Raw genomic sequence first — 16,177 nt, 5'->3', positions numbered from 1 at the left:
ACTTATGCAAGAGGACGAATTTGCAGATAGGCTCCCTGAGTACGAATAGTGGCGTGGGTTTGGCTTCCCTAAAAAACTAGACCTTTACACTGAACGTGTCCCGATAACTTTGAAAACCAGAGGGGAATTTGGATGGGTGAGTTATTTTGCTCAAGCTGATCTAGTGCCTCTATTAACTGGTCAGGCGTTTACTGAGAAGTTACGCAACATGTTAAAAAACTTCACATTCTCAGGAGGATCGGTTCGCCTCAAGGGTTTGAAACGAGCGATCGCTACGGCATCAACGTTGCTTTTTGCACCACCTGCATCAAATACTGGGTCAAGGTAAACGCATCGACCCCCAACTCAGTCCGCTCCTGCGCCGCCAAAATACCCGCTTGAGCGTGCCACCAAGCCGCCGTTGCGACAATGGCTTCTAAAGGCTGTTCACTCAAGGATGGATACGCCACTAGACCCCCGATCAATCCGGTGAGAACATCCCCACTACCCCCACGAGCCAGAGCGGGTGTGCTTTCCGGAATCAGCCACACAGAGCTTCCAGCATGAGCGATCGCCGTTCTCGCCCCTTTTAACAACACCACAGCCCGACTCAACTGGGACGCCTTCCAAACCGCACTGACTCGGTCTGGAAGTAAACCGGCTGAGTCGGGGAATAAACGCTTAAACTCCCCAACATGAGGGGTTAACACCGTGGGCGTCTTACGCCTCAACAAAGTTGGGATGGTTCTGAGTTCAGCAAGGATATTTAAGCCATCTGCATCGAGAACCAGAGGACATTGAGCCTCGATCACAGATTCTATAACAGGTTTAGCCTCTCGTGTCAAGCCAGGGCCACAAGCGATCGCACTGTAATCTTCCAAGTCTATGGCTTCGGGTAAATGAGCGATCGCGCCTGCTGGAGTTTCCGGGCAACCGATAATCAGCGCTTCTGGCAAATGACTCACGAGCAAGGGTTTGAGGGATTCGGGGACAGCCATCGAGAGCATCCCCACCCCACTAGCACGCGCTCCCAATCCCGTCAAAATGGCCCCACCCGCATACCGACGTGAGCCACAAATTAACAGCAGGTGTCCTTCTTTATATTTATAAGTGACGGCTGGGCGAGGCAAGGGCAGATAGTTTCGCGCCACGGTGGCACTCATGCGTAACAGTCCTGCGGGCTGTTTCAAGATTGCCCAAACATCCTGGGCTGGGATGCCAAAATCAATTAACTCCGCTTTCCCGATATACTCCAAGGCTTGGTCTTGCAGAAAGGCGAGTTTCCATAATCCTAAGCAAAAGGTGCGGGTTGCGCGAACCGCTGTTCCCAGCACTTCTCCGGTATCAGTATGGATACCTGAAGGCAGGTCAATACTGACAATGGGTTGAGACCCCTGATTGAATCGGTTAACGGCATCCGCGAGGTTCCCAGAGAGCGATCGCGTTTGACCAAACCCAAACAACCCATCAATGATTAGGTCACAGTTTTGCAACGGCTCAATCTGCTCGTAAACGGGAATGCCCAAACTGGCGGCATACTGGGTATGCCCAGAGGTGAGTTCCTTGAGTTTAGCGATCGGGCGATAAATCAGTACCTCATAACCCTGTAAATGCAACTCTCGCGCCACCACAGCAGCATCCCCGCCATTATGACCTGGCCCCACTAATACACCGACACGGTGATAGTGAGAAAGGGGAAAAAGCGCCTGAAGACGAAGGGAAATCAACCCAGCCACTTTTTCCATCAACGCGGCAACTGGCATTCCTGCCTCAAAGATGCGCCCTTCAATCTCGCGCATTTGCTGGGCTGTGACGACAACTTGCTCGATTTGTTCTTGCCGATTCGTAGTATGTGCCAAGGGTCTAAATTACCTGAGAAATCTGAATATATCTACTCAACAAGGGGGTGGGGTTAATCAAATCCTTCTTTTAGGATAGAGAAATCAGCACCACTTTCAGCTTCATCGGTTGCGGGTGGGGAAGTAGCGCAGCATGACCCTGATATTGATCAAAATTTATCAAGTCAGATAGACTTAATTGACGCCACACCCATGCCTAGGAAGTTAAATTCTATTGTCTTTGTGCCCCAACGTTGGTGGCTAATTCTTCCATTAGGTTTGTTGGTTTTGCTTTTAGCTCACGGCATGGCGCTGATTTACCGAATTCAGCCTGCTGTGTCTTTGTGGTTTCCCCCGTCTGGTGTGGCGATCGCACTGACTCTGTGGTTTGGGCCGGTGGGAGTGCTGCTGACAGCCGTCAGTTCAATATTAATTGCACCGCAGTGGGGGAATGAAGGCTGGACTCAAATCATGGCTTTAACCGACGCCACGGAACCCTTAGTGGCTTGGTTTCTTTATCGGCGCTGCTTTATGGCAACCCTTTCCCTCTCAACGCTGAGGGATGCCGTCGCCTTTACTTTGAGTGCACCCTTAGCCGCCTGTGCTACCTCCGCTTTTGTCGGGAGTTTCGCTTTAGTCTTTGTGGGCAAGATGCCTTTATCTGGACTTGATCGAAGCATTTTGCACTGGTGGCTAGGCAATGCCTTGGGAACACTGGCGATCGCACCCACAGCCCTGTTAGTACTAACTCCCTGCTTGCAACGCTGGGGCTGGTTATCGCTTCCTCACCCAGCCAACGAACCCCATCTTGTCAGGGATTGCCAATCCCGTAGATTCTGGGTAGAAGTGGTCACCATCATGCTGCTCACCATCGCCACAGCCGCCCTCACTGTTTCAAAAAGCAATAATGCTGGCTTTGTGTTTCAGCAGTTCTCGTTTTTGAGCTTTATACCCATGCTCTGGGCGGCAACTCGTTTTGGGGTAACAGGTGGCATGTTGACTTCCAGCTTCTGTGTACTAGTGACACTGCTGGCTTATCTCCTCACTTATCCTGATGCCATCTCATTGCCTAGCTTCCCTTTACCCGCAGAAGTTTTGTCGGTTCACAAACTCAGTTTGCTGGTGCAGTGTGCCGTGAGTTTGTTGGTGGGATGTGCCACCACCCAACAGAGCAAAACTCAAGTTGCACTAGCCGTGGAAGGGGTACGGGTTCTAGAGCATCAAGCTCGCGCCCAACTCAATGAACAGCTTCTTCAACTCAACAGTGAACTCCAAAAAGCTAACACTCGCCTAGAAGAATCCAATCGAGAGAAGGATGAACTGCTCTCACGCGAACAAATCGCCCGTGCTGATAGCGAAGCGGCACAAAAGGCAGCGGAGGCAGCCAACCGCCTGAAAGATGAATTTCTTGCTGTCCTCTCCCACGAACTTAGAACTCCTCTCAATCCCATCTTGGGATGGTCAAATGTACTCCGAACCCGTCAGTGCAATGAAGCCACAACGGAACGTGCGTTAGTGACGATCGAACGCAATGCCAAGTTGTTAACACAACTGATTGAAGATTTGTTGGATGTCTCTCGGATTTTGCAAGGCAAGCTGAGCCTCAATGTCTCTCCGGTCAATTTAGTATCGACCATTGAAGCTGCTATTGATACTGTGTATTTAGCGGCCCAAGCTAAATCTATTCAAATTCAGACTTTTTTTGACCCAAAAGTAGGACAAGTTTTGGGTGATTCTAATCGCCTACAACAAGTGATTTGGAATCTGCTCTCGAATGCAATTAAGTTTACACCCGAAGGGGGAAAGGTAGAAGTCCGGCTGTCTGTTGTTACAAGGTTGAAAGTCAACCAGTTGAACGTTGAAAGTAGAGAAGATCACCTCGTCTACGATTTTGCTAATACAGTACAACCTGCCAATATTCAACCTTCAACCTCTTATGCTCAAATCCAGGTAAGTGATACAGGCCAAGGTATCAATCCGGACTTCCTCCCCCACGTTTTTGAGCATTTTCGTCAAGAGGATAGTACAACAACCAGAGTTTTCGGTGGATTAGGTCTAGGACTAGCGATTGTCCGCCATTTAGTAGAACTTCACGGTGGGACAGTCTACGCAAAAAGTTCAAGAGAAGGGCTGGGAGCCACTTTTACCGTAACACTACCGTTAATTTTTGAGAGACCTTTCAACAGCGAAGAAAACAACAATCACTCTCACAACTAATTCTTATAAGTCTTTATAGCCTGCCCAATATTCATCAACATCAATAAATAAATGATACTGTTGGCTGTGCCTTCCTGGCTAAATTTTTGAGAATCTGTAATTCTACATCTATTGTTCTACTTGTCTTGTAGAGATCAAGAGGTTTTATTTCTTTATTTGAATTCTGGGAGAGTGACAGAAGAGGGTTCTGCCTGAACCATTGGTAGGATAACAGAGAAGGTAGTGCCAACATCAACTTCACTCTCAAAGGATATCTCTCCTCCATGTATATCCACTGCCTTTTTAACAATTGCCAACCCCATCCCTGTGCCACGGATAACATCAACATTTGCTGCTCGATGGAATGGCTCAAAAATATGAGGTTGGTCTTCGAGAGGGATGCCAATACCCTGATCGCAAACTTGAAAGATAACTCGGTTATTCTTACAAGTCATTGTTATACTCACTGTACCTTTATCAGGAGAATACTTGAGGGCGTTGGAAAGTAGATTACCCAAAATTTGTTGGAGTAATTTTTTATCCACACAGGCCGTGGTACGCTTGCCACGCAAAATGAATTGAATCTCTTGCCTATCACTATGCATGAGTTGGTATTCTTCGACTAACTGGCTACAAAACTTCTGTAAATTCAGCCGGGCTGGGTTCAATTTTAGTTGACCCGACTCGGCTTGCTTATAGAGCCAAACATTTTCTAGCAACTCAACCATATACTTGACAGAGTTTTGAATTTTCTGACAATTTCGGAGTTGCTTCTCTGTGTCTAATCGCTCAACATTGTTTTCTAATAGATGAGAACAGGCAAGGATGACACTCAAAGGTGTGCGGTATTCATGAGAGACAGTGTGGATAAATTGGGTTTGGAGTTGGTTGAGTTTTTGCTCTTTTTCTAACTGTTGGCGAATGGCAAGTTCTGCTCTTTTACGGTCGCTAATATCTCTAAAAACCAAAACGGCTCCGGCTAGAGCACCCTTATTATCCTTAATTGGAGCAGCGCTATCTCCAATGGGAATGGTTGTACCATTCTTGGACATTAATAGAGTATTCTCTCGCAAATAGAGGATGGCATCCTGTTGGAGTGCTGCTGTGACTGGGTTGTCTACAGGCTGCTGAGTCTGTTCATCAACAAGATTGAGTACCTCTGTCAACAGCCGCTCTCTCGCTTCAGAAACCTGCCAACCTGTTAGTGATTCAGCCACCTTATTGAGAGACTTGACACGGTGTTCTTTATCAACCACAATCACCGCATCCCCCATACCCCTAAGAATGGCACTGAGCAATTGCTCTCGTTCATATCGCTGCAAGGCGATGGAAATCGCTACAGATAATTCCTTCTCTTTCACTGGTTTGAGAATATACCCGAAGGGGGCTATTATTGTCGCTCGTTCCAGAGTACTTTGATCGGAATGTCCTGTTACAAAGATGACGGGAATCGAGAGACTTTCCCAAATTTGCTCAGCGGCTTGGATACCATCAATGTTGCCTTTGAGTTGGATATCCATCAATACTAAATCTGGACATAGTTGTGTCGCTTTTTCAACCGCTTTTTCTCCAGAAGCCGCGATTCCCACAACAGCATAGCCAAGAGATTCTAAATTTTCTGTTAGGTTTAGGGCAATGATTCTTTCATCTTCAACAACTAGAATTTTAACCATTTTAAAAGAGTCAATTTTGGGTGGGGTTTTATCAATCAAAATCACAGTCCACCTCCTGGAAAGGTAATTCTAAATTTGGTAAAAAAAGTCTAAAGGTTGTCCAACCTTGAGTACTGGTCACGTCCAGATTTCCTTGAAGCCGTACTAGCAGCTTTTTCACCAGTGATAGTCCCAACCCAGTTCCACCATATTTCCAGGGGTCATTTTTAGGAATGCGATAGAAAGGGTCAAAGATTCGCGCAAGTTCCTCCGTGGGAATTTCAACTCCAGAATTACTCACGTCAATCTGGACGCCCCTGGGAGGGCAACGGAGGGCTGGGGTAAGGGGAGATGAGGGGAGTGATTCTACTGTTTTGTCCCCCTGGTTCTCCTTATCCTCTGAGATCACTTGAACAGTTACTACAATTTGTTCTCCAGCAGGGGTGTATTTACAAGCATTATTGAGCAACTCTGACAAGATGCGGGTGAGGCTGGACAAATCCGAGACCAACGGCGGCAGTTCTGGGGGAAGGCTGACTTGCAAGTTCTGCTGCTGAGTCTGGGTACGAGCTTCAAAACTCTCTACAATATGGGGAATCCAATTCTGTAGCTCAATTGAAGTCAATTCCAGGGGGTAGGCATCAGCATCGATCGCTCGCATATCCAGCAAATCGTTGACCAGCATCAGTTCTTGGTTGCATTGGTCTTCTAGAATTTTCAGGTAACGATTCATTGACTGGGAGTTGAAGTGTGTTTGAGAGCCTAAGATGCTTTGTTGATCGAGGACAGTTTCCAGCAGTCGAACCGCCATTTTGATATTCGACAGGGGCGTTCGCAATTCATGGGAGACTGTACTCAAGAAATCATCTTTAAGCTGATTCAATCGTTGGAGTTCTGCTATTTGGAGTTCTAAGTATCGGGCACGCTCCATTGCTAAATTTCGTTCCTCAGCTAATCGACGTTGAGTGATGTCTCGGAACACTAAAACAACACCTGTAATTACACCCTTATTATCTTTAACTGGAGCCGCGCTGTCTCCAATGGGAATAGGTGTGCCATTCTTAGAAAGCAACAGAACACGGTCTTCCAGATAGACGGTGGTATCTTGTTGGAGAGCGGCTGTTACAGGGTTGTTTACAGGTTGCTGAGTCTGCTCACTAACAATCTTGAAGACCTCGATAAACTCTCGATCTCTGGCTTCATCCTGTCGCCAACCGGTCAGGGATTCAGCGACCTGATTGAGAAATTGGACGCGACCTTGGGGGTTAACCAAAATTACTCCATCTCCCATTCCTTTTAAGATGGCGCTGAGCAATTGCTCTCGTTCATATCGCTGCAAGGCGGTTTCAATCGCTACGTATAATTCCTGCTCTTTGACGGGTTTGAGGATGTAGCCAAAGGGAACTGTTATTTTGGCTCGTTCCAGAGTACTTTTATCAGAATGTCCGGTTACGTAGATGACCGGAATTTGCATACTATTCCAAATTTGCTCCGCAGCTTGGATGCCATCCATGTTGCCTTTGAGTCGGATATCCATTAGCACTAAATCTGGACGGAGCTGTGTGGCTTTTTCAATAGCTTTCTCTCCGGAATCTGCGATCGCTGGAACGATATATCCCAGAGATTCCAAACTTTCTCTGACGTTGAGCGCGATGATTTTTTCGTCTTCAACAACTAGGATTTTAACCGTTTTATAACTATTGATTTTGGGTGGATTTCTATTGAGCATCATCAAATTTTGTTCCCTGGGAAGGTAATCTTAAATTCTGTTCCTTGGTGGCGATCGAGTTCAATTGTTCCTTCTAGCTGCTCAACCAATCCCTGAACGAGAGTCAGTCCTAATGAATGAGCAGTCTCGATATCAAACTCTTTAGGTATTCCCATGCCATTATCTCGGACAATCAAGGTCAAATTTTCATCAATTTTGTTACTATAAAATTCAATCTGAATTTCCCCTTTGCGATTAGCTGGAAAAGCATATTTAAGCGAATTAGAAACCAATTCATTGATAATCAATCCACAAGGTATTGCTGTATCAATCTGTAGCAAAATATTTTCTACATTAATATTTAAGCTAACGGTATTTGAGCTAACGTTATAGGTATCAAATAGATGTGTCGTTAAATCGGGAATATATTGACCAAAATCAATATTAGCTAAATCTTCAGAGCGGTAGAGTTTTTCGTGAACCAGTGCAATGGAGGCAATCCGATTTTTGCTATCTCGCAAGACTTCAACCGCCTGGGGCTCTTTAGTTCGCCTAGCCTGCATCTGGAGAAGGCTAGTAACAATTTGCAAATTGTTTTTGACGCGATGGTGAATTTCTTTGAGCAATACCTCTTTTTCTTTGAGTGAGGCTTTAATTAGATCGGCGGCTTGCTTGTGTTCTGTGATGTCTTGATGGACGGCTACCAGAACTGTTCCATATTCAGGGTGGTCGAAGATTGAAGTCGTTGCTCTGCACCAAAATGGAGTGCCATCTTTTTTGACATTGTGTACCTCATAGGTGGCTTCACCGTGCTGTAGAACTTCGCGTCGGATGGCTTGGTTGACCTCTTCAGCACCCATGGACTCGTCGGCATAATTCACAATTGATACGTGTTTGCCATTGAGTTCACCTGGGTTGTAACCAAACATCCTCTCGAATTTCGGATTGGCATAGACGATTACACCATTATCTGCTCTGACCAGGCAAATTCCTTCAGCCATGTTTCTGGTAATCACAGCCTGAAGCTCTAGTTCTTTTTCGGCAAATTTTCGATCGCTAATATCTGTAGAAATGCCACAAATCGCGTAGGGTTCGCCAGAGGCATCCAAGAGCGGAAACTTCACCGAATACTGGGTATGAATCCCATCATCGAGCAATACCTCTTCCTCGTATTGACAGGGCATTCCTGTCTGCAAAACTTCTCGATCATTTTCCTCAATTCGTTGTGCAAGTTCAGGTGGGAAGAATTCGGCATTAGTTTTGCCGACTAATTGCTCTGGGGTGATATGAAACGCTTCGAGGCAGTAACGGTTCACCATCAGGTGCCGACCCTGGAGGTCTTTGAGGTAAACGAAGCCTGGGACATTGTCTAGAATGGCTTTCAACTTTGCCTCACTCTCTTGCAATGCCTCTTCAGATCGTTTGCGCTCAGTAATGTCTTGAATTTGAGCAATAAAGTACAACGGTTGACCTTGATGATCCCGAACGAGACAACCACTCAAGAGAATCCACACGATATGCCCCTGTTTGTGGAAGTAGCGCTTTTCCATCTGGTAAGAGCGAATTTCACCACTAAGCAGTTGATTGGCATAATCGAGATCTATATCCAAATCGTTGGGATGGGTCAGGGCTTGGAACGTTGTTGCCAGCAATTCTTGCTCGGAGTAGCCTGTAATCTCGCACAAGGAGCGGTTGACTTTGAGGAAGCGTCCATCAAGGGCAACGAGTGCCTTACCAATTGGGGCATAGTCAAAAGCATTGCGGAACCGCTCTTCACTTTCTCGAAGTACTTGTTCTATTGCTAGGCGATCGCTAATATTCTTAGCAATGTGAGATGCCCCAATTCGCTGACCGTTTTTGTCCCTGATGCTGCTAAACGTGATTTCGTAGTAATTTCGTTCGCGGACTGTATCGCCAAATTCCTGAATAATAGTGAACTCTTCACCGGCAAGCGCGCGACTCCAAATTTGAGCAACCTTTGCTTGTTCCTCCGGTAAGTGAGCAAGGGCTTCAATCAGGTTTGTTCCGATTTCAATTTCTCGACCAAAAATATTCAGCATCTCTGCTTTAGCCGCGCTGTTGAAGGCGATATACTTGTAGTCCAGATCCAGCGCCGCAATGATATCGGTTGTTCCCTCGATAATCGCATTGAGTACGGATTGGTTTTCTTGGAGTGCCTCCTCTACTTTTTGACGCTCTTGCAGTTCTTGTTGAAGTTGGGTATTCGCCCGAATGAGTTGGACTGTCTGTGCAGTAATAATTTTTTCGTTCCGTTTTTGTTCGGTTAAGTCAGTTACGATTAAGCCGCTAATTTTGACATCGTTCATCGTCAAGGTGCTGATAGACACCTGTACAGGAATCTCAGTTCCATCAGTAGCCCTGAGGGATAATTTTCCTTTCCCAACTCCTGCTTGAGCTTGCTGAAATAAGGTTTGAAGTATCAGCTGGTCTTGAGGTAAAATGTATTGTTGAAGGTCTGAACCAATGATTTTTTCTAATGGATGTTTCAGCCAAGATGTTAAACGATTATTACAATATAAAATCATTCCCTCAGCATTAACGGTAGCTGCTCCTTCTTTCATTTCTTCGACAAAGCGCCGATAGGGATAATCAGCACTTTGCAACGTAAAAATCTGCTCACCTTGCGCTCCACAGACAACTAAAGCATCCACTTCTCCTTGTGTTATAGCTCGTAAAGTTTCTTCGGCTACCTCAAGGCGCTCACGGAGTTCTTGAACATCTTGTTCAAGTTCTGCCCTTGATTTCTCTTGATTAGCCATAATTGCCAGCCCTTATTTTTAAGTTTTTTTAGGCACAATATCCAAACCAACGAGTACTTTTTCCGTCTTAGACATATCGCCAATAACCCTCTGTAAAGGGGGAGGAAGTCTTTTAATCAATGTAGGGACGGCAAGAATATTTTCCTGCTTTCCAAATCCCGGCTGTTGGTAAACATCAATAACTTCTAGCTCGTATCGCCCTTGAAGATAGCCTTCACAAATTCTCTTGATATTTTCAATAGCACGAATAGAGTGTATAGTAGTTCCAGCTATATACAAACGGAGGCAGTAGTATCTATCATCAAGTTCAGAAATAGAAATGGCTTGCTCAAAGGCTTCGCTAGAATTATTAGTAGATTCATTTTCCATTGATTTCCTCTCAGTTAGTTTTTGTTAAAATGAATTGAAATCCGTTTTGATAGCCCAGGACCCTTTTCATCAGGTTAAAACCGTTCACTTGTTACTTGTTCATCTCCGGTAATCCTCCTGATTTCTCGAACAAGCAATTTGTCTTGATCTAGCGCAGCGCAGCGAAAATACCCCACCCGTGGCTGAGAGCTGATCCCTTCAAGCTAGGTAAAAAAAATGAGGAAATTGTGAGGATAGCAATAATGGATACAATTATTAAGAAAGCTCGATCTTTTGGGTGGTGACATCTGCGCGATGCTTCGGCAACGCTAATGGCGAACGCAGCAACGCTGACGCTATAGCAAAGTCAATACAGAATCTTTCCAGGTAGAGTCCTCACTACAAACCCCACAAACTCTGCGTTCCTCTGTGCCAATCTCTGCGAACCTCTGCGTTAAAAAAAACCTAGTGCAATCCTACCGGACTCCATCTCATGAGCCGATCAATCCCCAAAATAAACGCGAGCATCCATTCCCAAAGACTGAAAATAGTTACTCCACCGATCAGCCTCCTTTCGACTATCAAAAGGGCCAACGGCAACGTGAGGACCTCTAGGCGCTTCTCTTTGATTCACAGCACTCTCGCTGACTCCAAGTTGGATGATGTCGGCAGCTAGGTTGGGTAAGTTTCTTCTGTCTCCTGGAATGACCACAAAATACCCGCGTGCAGCAACATTATCCGGCACAGAATTGCTCCGGAGTCTTTCAGCATTCTCCAAACCTGCATCAGTCCCAGGCGGGAACGGACTCATCGGCTCCCGAAAACTAGCCTCCAGACTACCCGTGATTGGAGTCACTTGTGCCCGAATCCCTCGTTCTGCCAAAACACGAACCCGTGACTCGGCATTATAGGCATTGGTAAATACTCCCGCTTGAATTACCCCCTCTCCTCGTCGCACAAAGGCTTGCGGTTCAATCTGCCGGACTTGGGATAACACAAAAGGACTATCCCCATCAATATCAACTCGGTACAGATTCGAGTTCATCGTTGGTTCAGCAGACGGGATGGGTGTGGGGGGTGCCTGGAAGTTAAACTCGCGCTCCGGGGGAGTTGGATTAGGGGGTGGATTGGAGGGAACAGGGGGCGACGGCGAGGTAGGAACGTTAAACGTTGGGATGGAGGAGGGGGAAGGGAAAGAGGAGGGGGGCGGTAATTCATCAAAAATTCGAGGTTGTGGCAAGTTTTGCTGGGCATAAGTTGGAGCCACCTGGATGAGTGAGCTACCGCCAAAGCAAAACAAGGGCACCCAAAATGCCGCCGTCATTAGGAATTGAGAACGCCTGAATGGGTTAAACCATCTCGTCATGAGGGGAAATTTACCCGATTTGGTAATAAACCTATCACAACCGGTTGCCCAGTCGTGCATTCTGGCAGCAGTTTTATAATCCCCTACGAAAGAAATGGGGATAAGAGCTGAGAAAACTAACTCTGAGGATGTTTGTTGAAAAAACCTCCCCTTTTGTCAAGGGGAGATTCTCCAGAAAAAAAACTATTCATCGTGAGCGAAGCGGTGGAAGAGGTAATCTAGGGCGTGATTCCGCAGCTTGTAGTATTCCGGGTCTTCCATGATGCGGGCGCGATCGCGTGGACGAGGGAAAGGAATCTCCATAATCTCACCGATTTTAGCCGCAGGGCCATTGGTCATCATTACCAAGCGATCGGCTAGGAACAGCGCCTCATCGATATCATGAGTAATCATCAAAACCGTGCAGCGATGATCGTTCCAAATCTTCAGCAGTTCTTCCTGTAACTCTTCCTTGGTGATGGCATCCAATGCACCAAACGGCTCATCCAAAATCAAGACTTGGGGACGAACTGCTAAAGCTCGTGCAATGGAAACCCGTTGTCTCATCCCGCCAGACATTTGCGGTGGTTTTTTGTCAGCGGCTTCCGACAGACCCACCATGGCTAGATGTTCCCGCACGATCGCTCTTTTCTCAGCTTGCGACTTGTTAGGGTAAACGGCGTGAACAGCTAGGTAAATATTCTCAAAAGCCGTCCGCCAAGGCAATAGGGCATAGTTTTGGAACACCACCATACGGTCTGGCCCTGGCTTGGTGATCGGCTTTCCTTGCACCCGCACTTCTCCATGGGTGGGAAAGGCGAAACCCGATACCATGTTCAACAGCGTTGATTTGCCACAACCAGAGTGACCGATAACGCAGATAAATTCACCTTCTTCTACAGTCAGGTTAACGCCGTCAAGTACAGTGAAAGACCCTTTCTTGGTCGGATAAACTTTGGAAACATCCTCAATTGTCAGGAATGCTTCAGGCTTAGTGGCAGTTGCCACTGACTTCCGCGTCGTGAAGGTTTGGCTATCGCTAAAGGCTAGGGGGCGGTTAGGCATGGGTCTATAAAAAAGTTGAAGGTTTGAAGGTGGGAAAGTTTGAAAGTTGTTCGCGTAGGGTTCCCCGTAGGGGTAGGTTAGAAGGTTGGAAGGTTAGGAAATTGGAACAACTAATTAACGTGCTAACCTGCAACCTGCCAACCTCTAAGCAGCTACGGTAGGACGTGAATCGAGGGCAACTTCTGCAATGCTGAAATTGCGTTTAATCCGCAGACTGTTGAGGTATCCAATTGGGTCTTCGGCATTAAAGGGGGTACCGTCGAACAGTTGAATCCCGCTTTTGGTGTAACTAATATCAGAAAGACCCAGCTCTCGTGCGGCAATACTGAATACGCGCACTCGGCATACTCGTTCCAAGATTTCCACCCAGTTTCTGGGGAAAGGAGTGTGATCCCAACGTGCCAATTGAGTCATGTGCCAAAGTTGCTCAGTCCGACTAGGACGATTCACACCATCTCCGTAAAACAGGTGATGGGCATATTCGCGCATGGGGACATCTAGGCTACAGGTAGAGGCTTTGGGGTCTCCTAGGTGGATATAGTTGAGATCGGTACTCACATATTCCCGTTGAGCCGTAATTTTACGCACCTCTAGTTCATTGGCTGGATCGGCACAGTACTGACAAGCCTCTAGCAACGCTTTGGTCAAAGCAATATGGGTGTTGGGATAGGCATCAGCCCAGTCTTCGCGAACACCGAGAACTTTTCCTGGATGTCCGGGCCAAAGTTCTAAGTCTGTGACGACAGTAAAGCCGACTCCTTCCATTGCCGCCCGGATGTTCCAGGGTTCTCCCACACAGTAACCATCGATGGTTCCCGCTTGCAAATCGACGACCATCTGGGCAGGAGGAATCGTTTTTAGTTCTACATCTTGGTCGGGGTCGATGCCACCGGCAGCTAGCCAGTAACGCAACAGTAGGTTGTGCATGGAGGAAGGATGAACCATCCCCATTCTGTGCTGTTGAGACGGGGAGTCTAACAGCATCTTTCTAAAATCAGCGAGAGTATGTATCCCCTGGTCGTAAAATCGCTTATCTAGGGTGATGCCATTGCCATTGCGAGTCATGGTTAGGGCAGTAACGACTGGCAAGGGTCGGTTCTCGTGACCACCCAAGGTTAACCATAGGGGCATTCCGGATGGCATTTGAGCCGCATCTAAATAACCTCCAGCCATGCCATCCACAATGCCGCGCCAACTGGTTTCGCGCACGAGGTTAACTTCATCTAAGCCATGTTTTTTGAAGAAGCCTTTTTCTTGAGCAACAGCCAGGGGAGCACAAGCGGTTAAGGGGACAAAACCAATGTCAAGGTTAACTTTTTCCAAACCATGACGAGCAATAACGGCTGTTTTTCTCGCCCGAATCTTTTTAATCCGCTTTTGCTGATTGAGGAAGTAAATCATCTCAGAACGCAAGCTGTAGTAGCTGGGATGTTCTACCACCTCCATGCGCTTGCGAGGGCGGGGAATGTCTACTTCTAGAATCTGACCAATCTTAGATTCTGGCCCATTGGTGAGCATCACAATCCGGTCAGACAACAGTACCGCTTCATCGACATCATGGGTAACCATGACCGCAGTGACTTCGTTTTCTTCACAGATTTTCATCAATTGCTCTTGCAGGTTGCCCCGTGTCAAGGCATCCAATGCGCCAAAGGGTTCATCAAGGAGTAGCAATTTGGGGCGAATGGCGAGGGCGCGGGCGATCGCAACTCGCTGTTTTTGTCCACCCGATAACATCGCAGGCTGCTTATCAGCATGAGGACGCAACCCTACCATGTCAATGTGTTGCTCTACGATGGTTTTGCGATCGCCCGCAGGCAAATCCTTCATCACCGAGTTCACGGCGAGGGCAATATTTTCTCGTACCGTGCGCCAAGGCAGTAGGGAATAATTTTGGAACACAACCATTCGGTCTGGACCCGGTTGTTGGATTCGTTGTCCTTCCAGAGTTACTAATCCCTCGCTGGGTAGATCCAGACCAGCAATCATGTTTAATAGTGTGGACTTACCACAACCGGAGTGACCGATCAGGGAGACAAATTCTCCTTTTTTAATCTGGAGGTCAATTCCTTTGAGGGCGATGTACTTGCCACCCCCGGCTAAGGGAAAAACTTTTTCAATCTGGTCAACGGCAACAAAGACGCTCATGGGTTTTTGGTAATTGGTAGTGGGTGATTGGTTAGCTGTTTTGCCTTGAAGAGAGCGAGTTAGGTTTGGTGCCTTTTTCTTGTGGAATGGCATCCAGCCCGTCCAAGCTATGCAATGTTTTATGCCGATTAGCTTAATGGGTAATTGCGAATTAGTAATGGGTAATGGGTGATTTTTAATGTGTAATTTCCCTTACCCATTCCCATCTCTACTTCTGATCCTGCGCCACAATCCGTGATTCGAGCCACAGCATGAGCTTGTCTAGAATTAAGCCAACAGCACCGATATACACCACAGCTAAGATGACTTCACTAACATTGTTGTTTTGATAGGCGTCCCAGATGAAAAAGCCGATTCCAACAATACCGGACATGACAATTTCTGCTGCGATAATTGCCAACCAAGCTAAACCCAGCGCAATCCTTAAACCCGTAAAGATGTAGGGAATAGTAGCGGGGATAAGGATGTTGAAGAAATATTCTTGTTTGGAGAGTTGGAGAACTTTGGCGACGTTATTGTAATCGCTGGGGATTTGTCTGACTCCTACCGATGTGTTGATTAAGATGGGCCAAATAGCTGTGATAAAAATTACGAAAAGGGCTGCTGGTTCGTTCTGCCGCAGAGCTGACAATGCAATGGGTACCCATGCTAAGGGTGCGACAACTCGCAGGAACTGAAAAATGGGGTCTAAAGCTTTTGACATCAATTTACTCGTACCCACTAAGATGCCCAAGCCAATGCCCACAATTGCTGCTAGGGTGTAACCGATCGCTACCCGTTGTAGACTGGCAAAAACCTGCCAAAATAAACCTTTATCTATACCACCTCTGTCATAAAAAGGCCACCCAATTAGTATCCAGGTATCTTGCACCACCTTGATGGGGCCTGGTAGTGTTGCTCCTGGAGTCAGAGAAAATATCTGCCAAACCACTAAAAAGATTGCGATCGCAACCAGCGGTGGAATAAGGTCGGGCAATACCTTTTTCAATCGGGATACCAATGCATTCTCGGAGGTATTGGCTGAAGCGCGTCTCTGGAGTGTTGTCATGGCTTTAGTCTTCCTTAACTGTAGTTAATCGTTATTGCTCAAGCAAAAGTCAAACAAGGTTATTGGTGGT

10 protein-coding genes are annotated in these 16,177 nt (G+C 46.7%); 1 reads left to right on the top strand and 9 read right to left on the bottom strand.

Annotation, left to right across the window (positions count from 1 at the left end; all coding sequences use genetic code 11):
- Positions 1–272: 272 nt before the first annotated feature.
- Positions 273–1,838, bottom strand: a complete 1,566-nt coding sequence (locus MIC7113_RS23250) for a bifunctional ADP-dependent NAD(P)H-hydrate dehydratase/NAD(P)H-hydrate epimerase (protein WP_015184643.1) — start codon at positions 1,836–1,838, stop codon at positions 273–275.
- A gap of 192 nt (positions 1,839–2,030) precedes the next feature.
- Between MIC7113_RS23250 and MIC7113_RS39085 the strand changes: the two genes are divergently transcribed.
- Complete coding sequence (locus tag MIC7113_RS39085; RefSeq protein WP_015184642.1) at positions 2,031–4,034, top strand: sensor histidine kinase; 2,004 nt, start codon at positions 2,031–2,033, stop codon at positions 4,032–4,034.
- Between the two features lie 152 nt (positions 4,035–4,186).
- On the opposite strand, the gene MIC7113_RS23240 is transcribed toward MIC7113_RS39085, so the two are convergent.
- The 8 genes from MIC7113_RS23240 to ntrB form a co-directional block, all read right to left on the bottom strand.
- Positions 4,187–5,686: a hybrid sensor histidine kinase/response regulator gene (locus MIC7113_RS23240; RefSeq protein WP_041781186.1), complete on the bottom strand. Its 1,500-nt coding sequence runs from the start codon at positions 5,684–5,686 to the stop codon at positions 4,187–4,189.
- Positions 5,687–5,717: 31 nt separating this feature from the next.
- Entirely contained in the window at positions 5,718–7,397 is a 1,680-nt protein-coding gene (locus tag MIC7113_RS23235; RefSeq protein WP_015184640.1) for a hybrid sensor histidine kinase/response regulator, read from the bottom strand.
- A complete protein-coding gene (locus MIC7113_RS23230; protein WP_015184639.1) occupies positions 7,397–10,153 on the bottom strand; it encodes a PAS domain S-box protein in 2,757 nt (918 codons plus the stop codon). Before MIC7113_RS23230 ends, MIC7113_RS23235 begins: the two co-directional genes overlap by 1 nt.
- 18 nt (positions 10,154–10,171) lie before the next feature.
- Positions 10,172–10,522 (bottom strand): circadian clock KaiB family protein, encoded by a 351-nt coding sequence (locus tag MIC7113_RS23225; RefSeq protein ID WP_015184638.1) that lies wholly within the window; start codon positions 10,520–10,522, stop codon positions 10,172–10,174.
- Positions 10,523–11,003: 481 nt separating this feature from the next.
- The gene (locus MIC7113_RS23220; RefSeq protein WP_015184637.1) at positions 11,004–11,927 is read right to left on the bottom strand and encodes a hypothetical protein; all 924 of its coding nucleotides are present in this window, start codon (positions 11,925–11,927) and stop codon (positions 11,004–11,006) included.
- 123 nt (positions 11,928–12,050) lie between these two features.
- Entirely contained in the window at positions 12,051–12,911 is an 861-nt protein-coding gene (locus MIC7113_RS23215; RefSeq protein WP_015184636.1) for a nitrate ABC transporter ATP-binding protein, read from the bottom strand.
- Positions 12,912–13,055: 144 nt separating this feature from the next.
- Positions 13,056–15,059, bottom strand: coding sequence for an ABC transporter ATP-binding/substrate-binding protein (locus tag MIC7113_RS23210; protein ID WP_041781184.1), 2,004 nt, complete (start codon positions 15,057–15,059; stop codon positions 13,056–13,058).
- Positions 15,060–15,267: 208 nt separating this feature from the next.
- Positions 15,268–16,107 carry a nitrate ABC transporter permease gene (ntrB, locus tag MIC7113_RS23205; protein ID WP_015184634.1) on the bottom strand — a complete coding sequence of 280 codons (840 nt, stop codon included), beginning with the start codon at positions 16,105–16,107 and terminating at the stop codon, positions 15,268–15,270.
- Positions 16,108–16,177 lie beyond the last annotated feature (70 nt).

It is taken from the genome of Allocoleopsis franciscana PCC 7113 (assembly GCF_000317515.1).
GTDB lineage: Bacteria > Cyanobacteriota > Cyanobacteriia > Cyanobacteriales > Coleofasciculaceae > Allocoleopsis > Allocoleopsis franciscana.
This window is presented reverse-complemented; position numbering and strand designations above follow the sequence as displayed.

Bases quoted from the DNA above. Each gene is read 5' to 3' on its own strand.
- ntrB (WP_015184634.1), bottom strand. From the start codon at position 16,107: ATGACAACACTCCAGAGACGCGCTTCAGCCAATACCTCCGAGAATGCA.
- MIC7113_RS23235 (WP_015184640.1), bottom strand. From the start codon at position 7,397: ATGATGCTCAATAGAAATCCACCCAAAATCAATAGTTATAAAACGGTT.
- MIC7113_RS23230 (WP_015184639.1), bottom strand. From the start codon at position 10,153: ATGGCTAATCAAGAGAAATCAAGGGCAGAACTTGAACAAGATGTTCAA.
- MIC7113_RS23210 (WP_041781184.1), bottom strand. From the start codon at position 15,059: ATGAGCGTCTTTGTTGCCGTTGACCAGATTGAAAAAGTTTTTCCCTTA.
- MIC7113_RS23240 (WP_041781186.1), bottom strand. From the start codon at position 5,686: ATGGTTAAAATTCTAGTTGTTGAAGATGAAAGAATCATTGCCCTAAAC.
- MIC7113_RS23215 (WP_015184636.1), bottom strand. From the start codon at position 12,911: ATGCCTAACCGCCCCCTAGCCTTTAGCGATAGCCAAACCTTCACGACG.
- MIC7113_RS23225 (WP_015184638.1), bottom strand. From the start codon at position 10,522: ATGGAAAATGAATCTACTAATAATTCTAGCGAAGCCTTTGAGCAAGCC.
- MIC7113_RS39085 (WP_015184642.1), top strand. From the start codon at position 2,031: ATGCCTAGGAAGTTAAATTCTATTGTCTTTGTGCCCCAACGTTGGTGG.
- MIC7113_RS23220 (WP_015184637.1), bottom strand. From the start codon at position 11,927: ATGCACGACTGGGCAACCGGTTGTGATAGGTTTATTACCAAATCGGGT.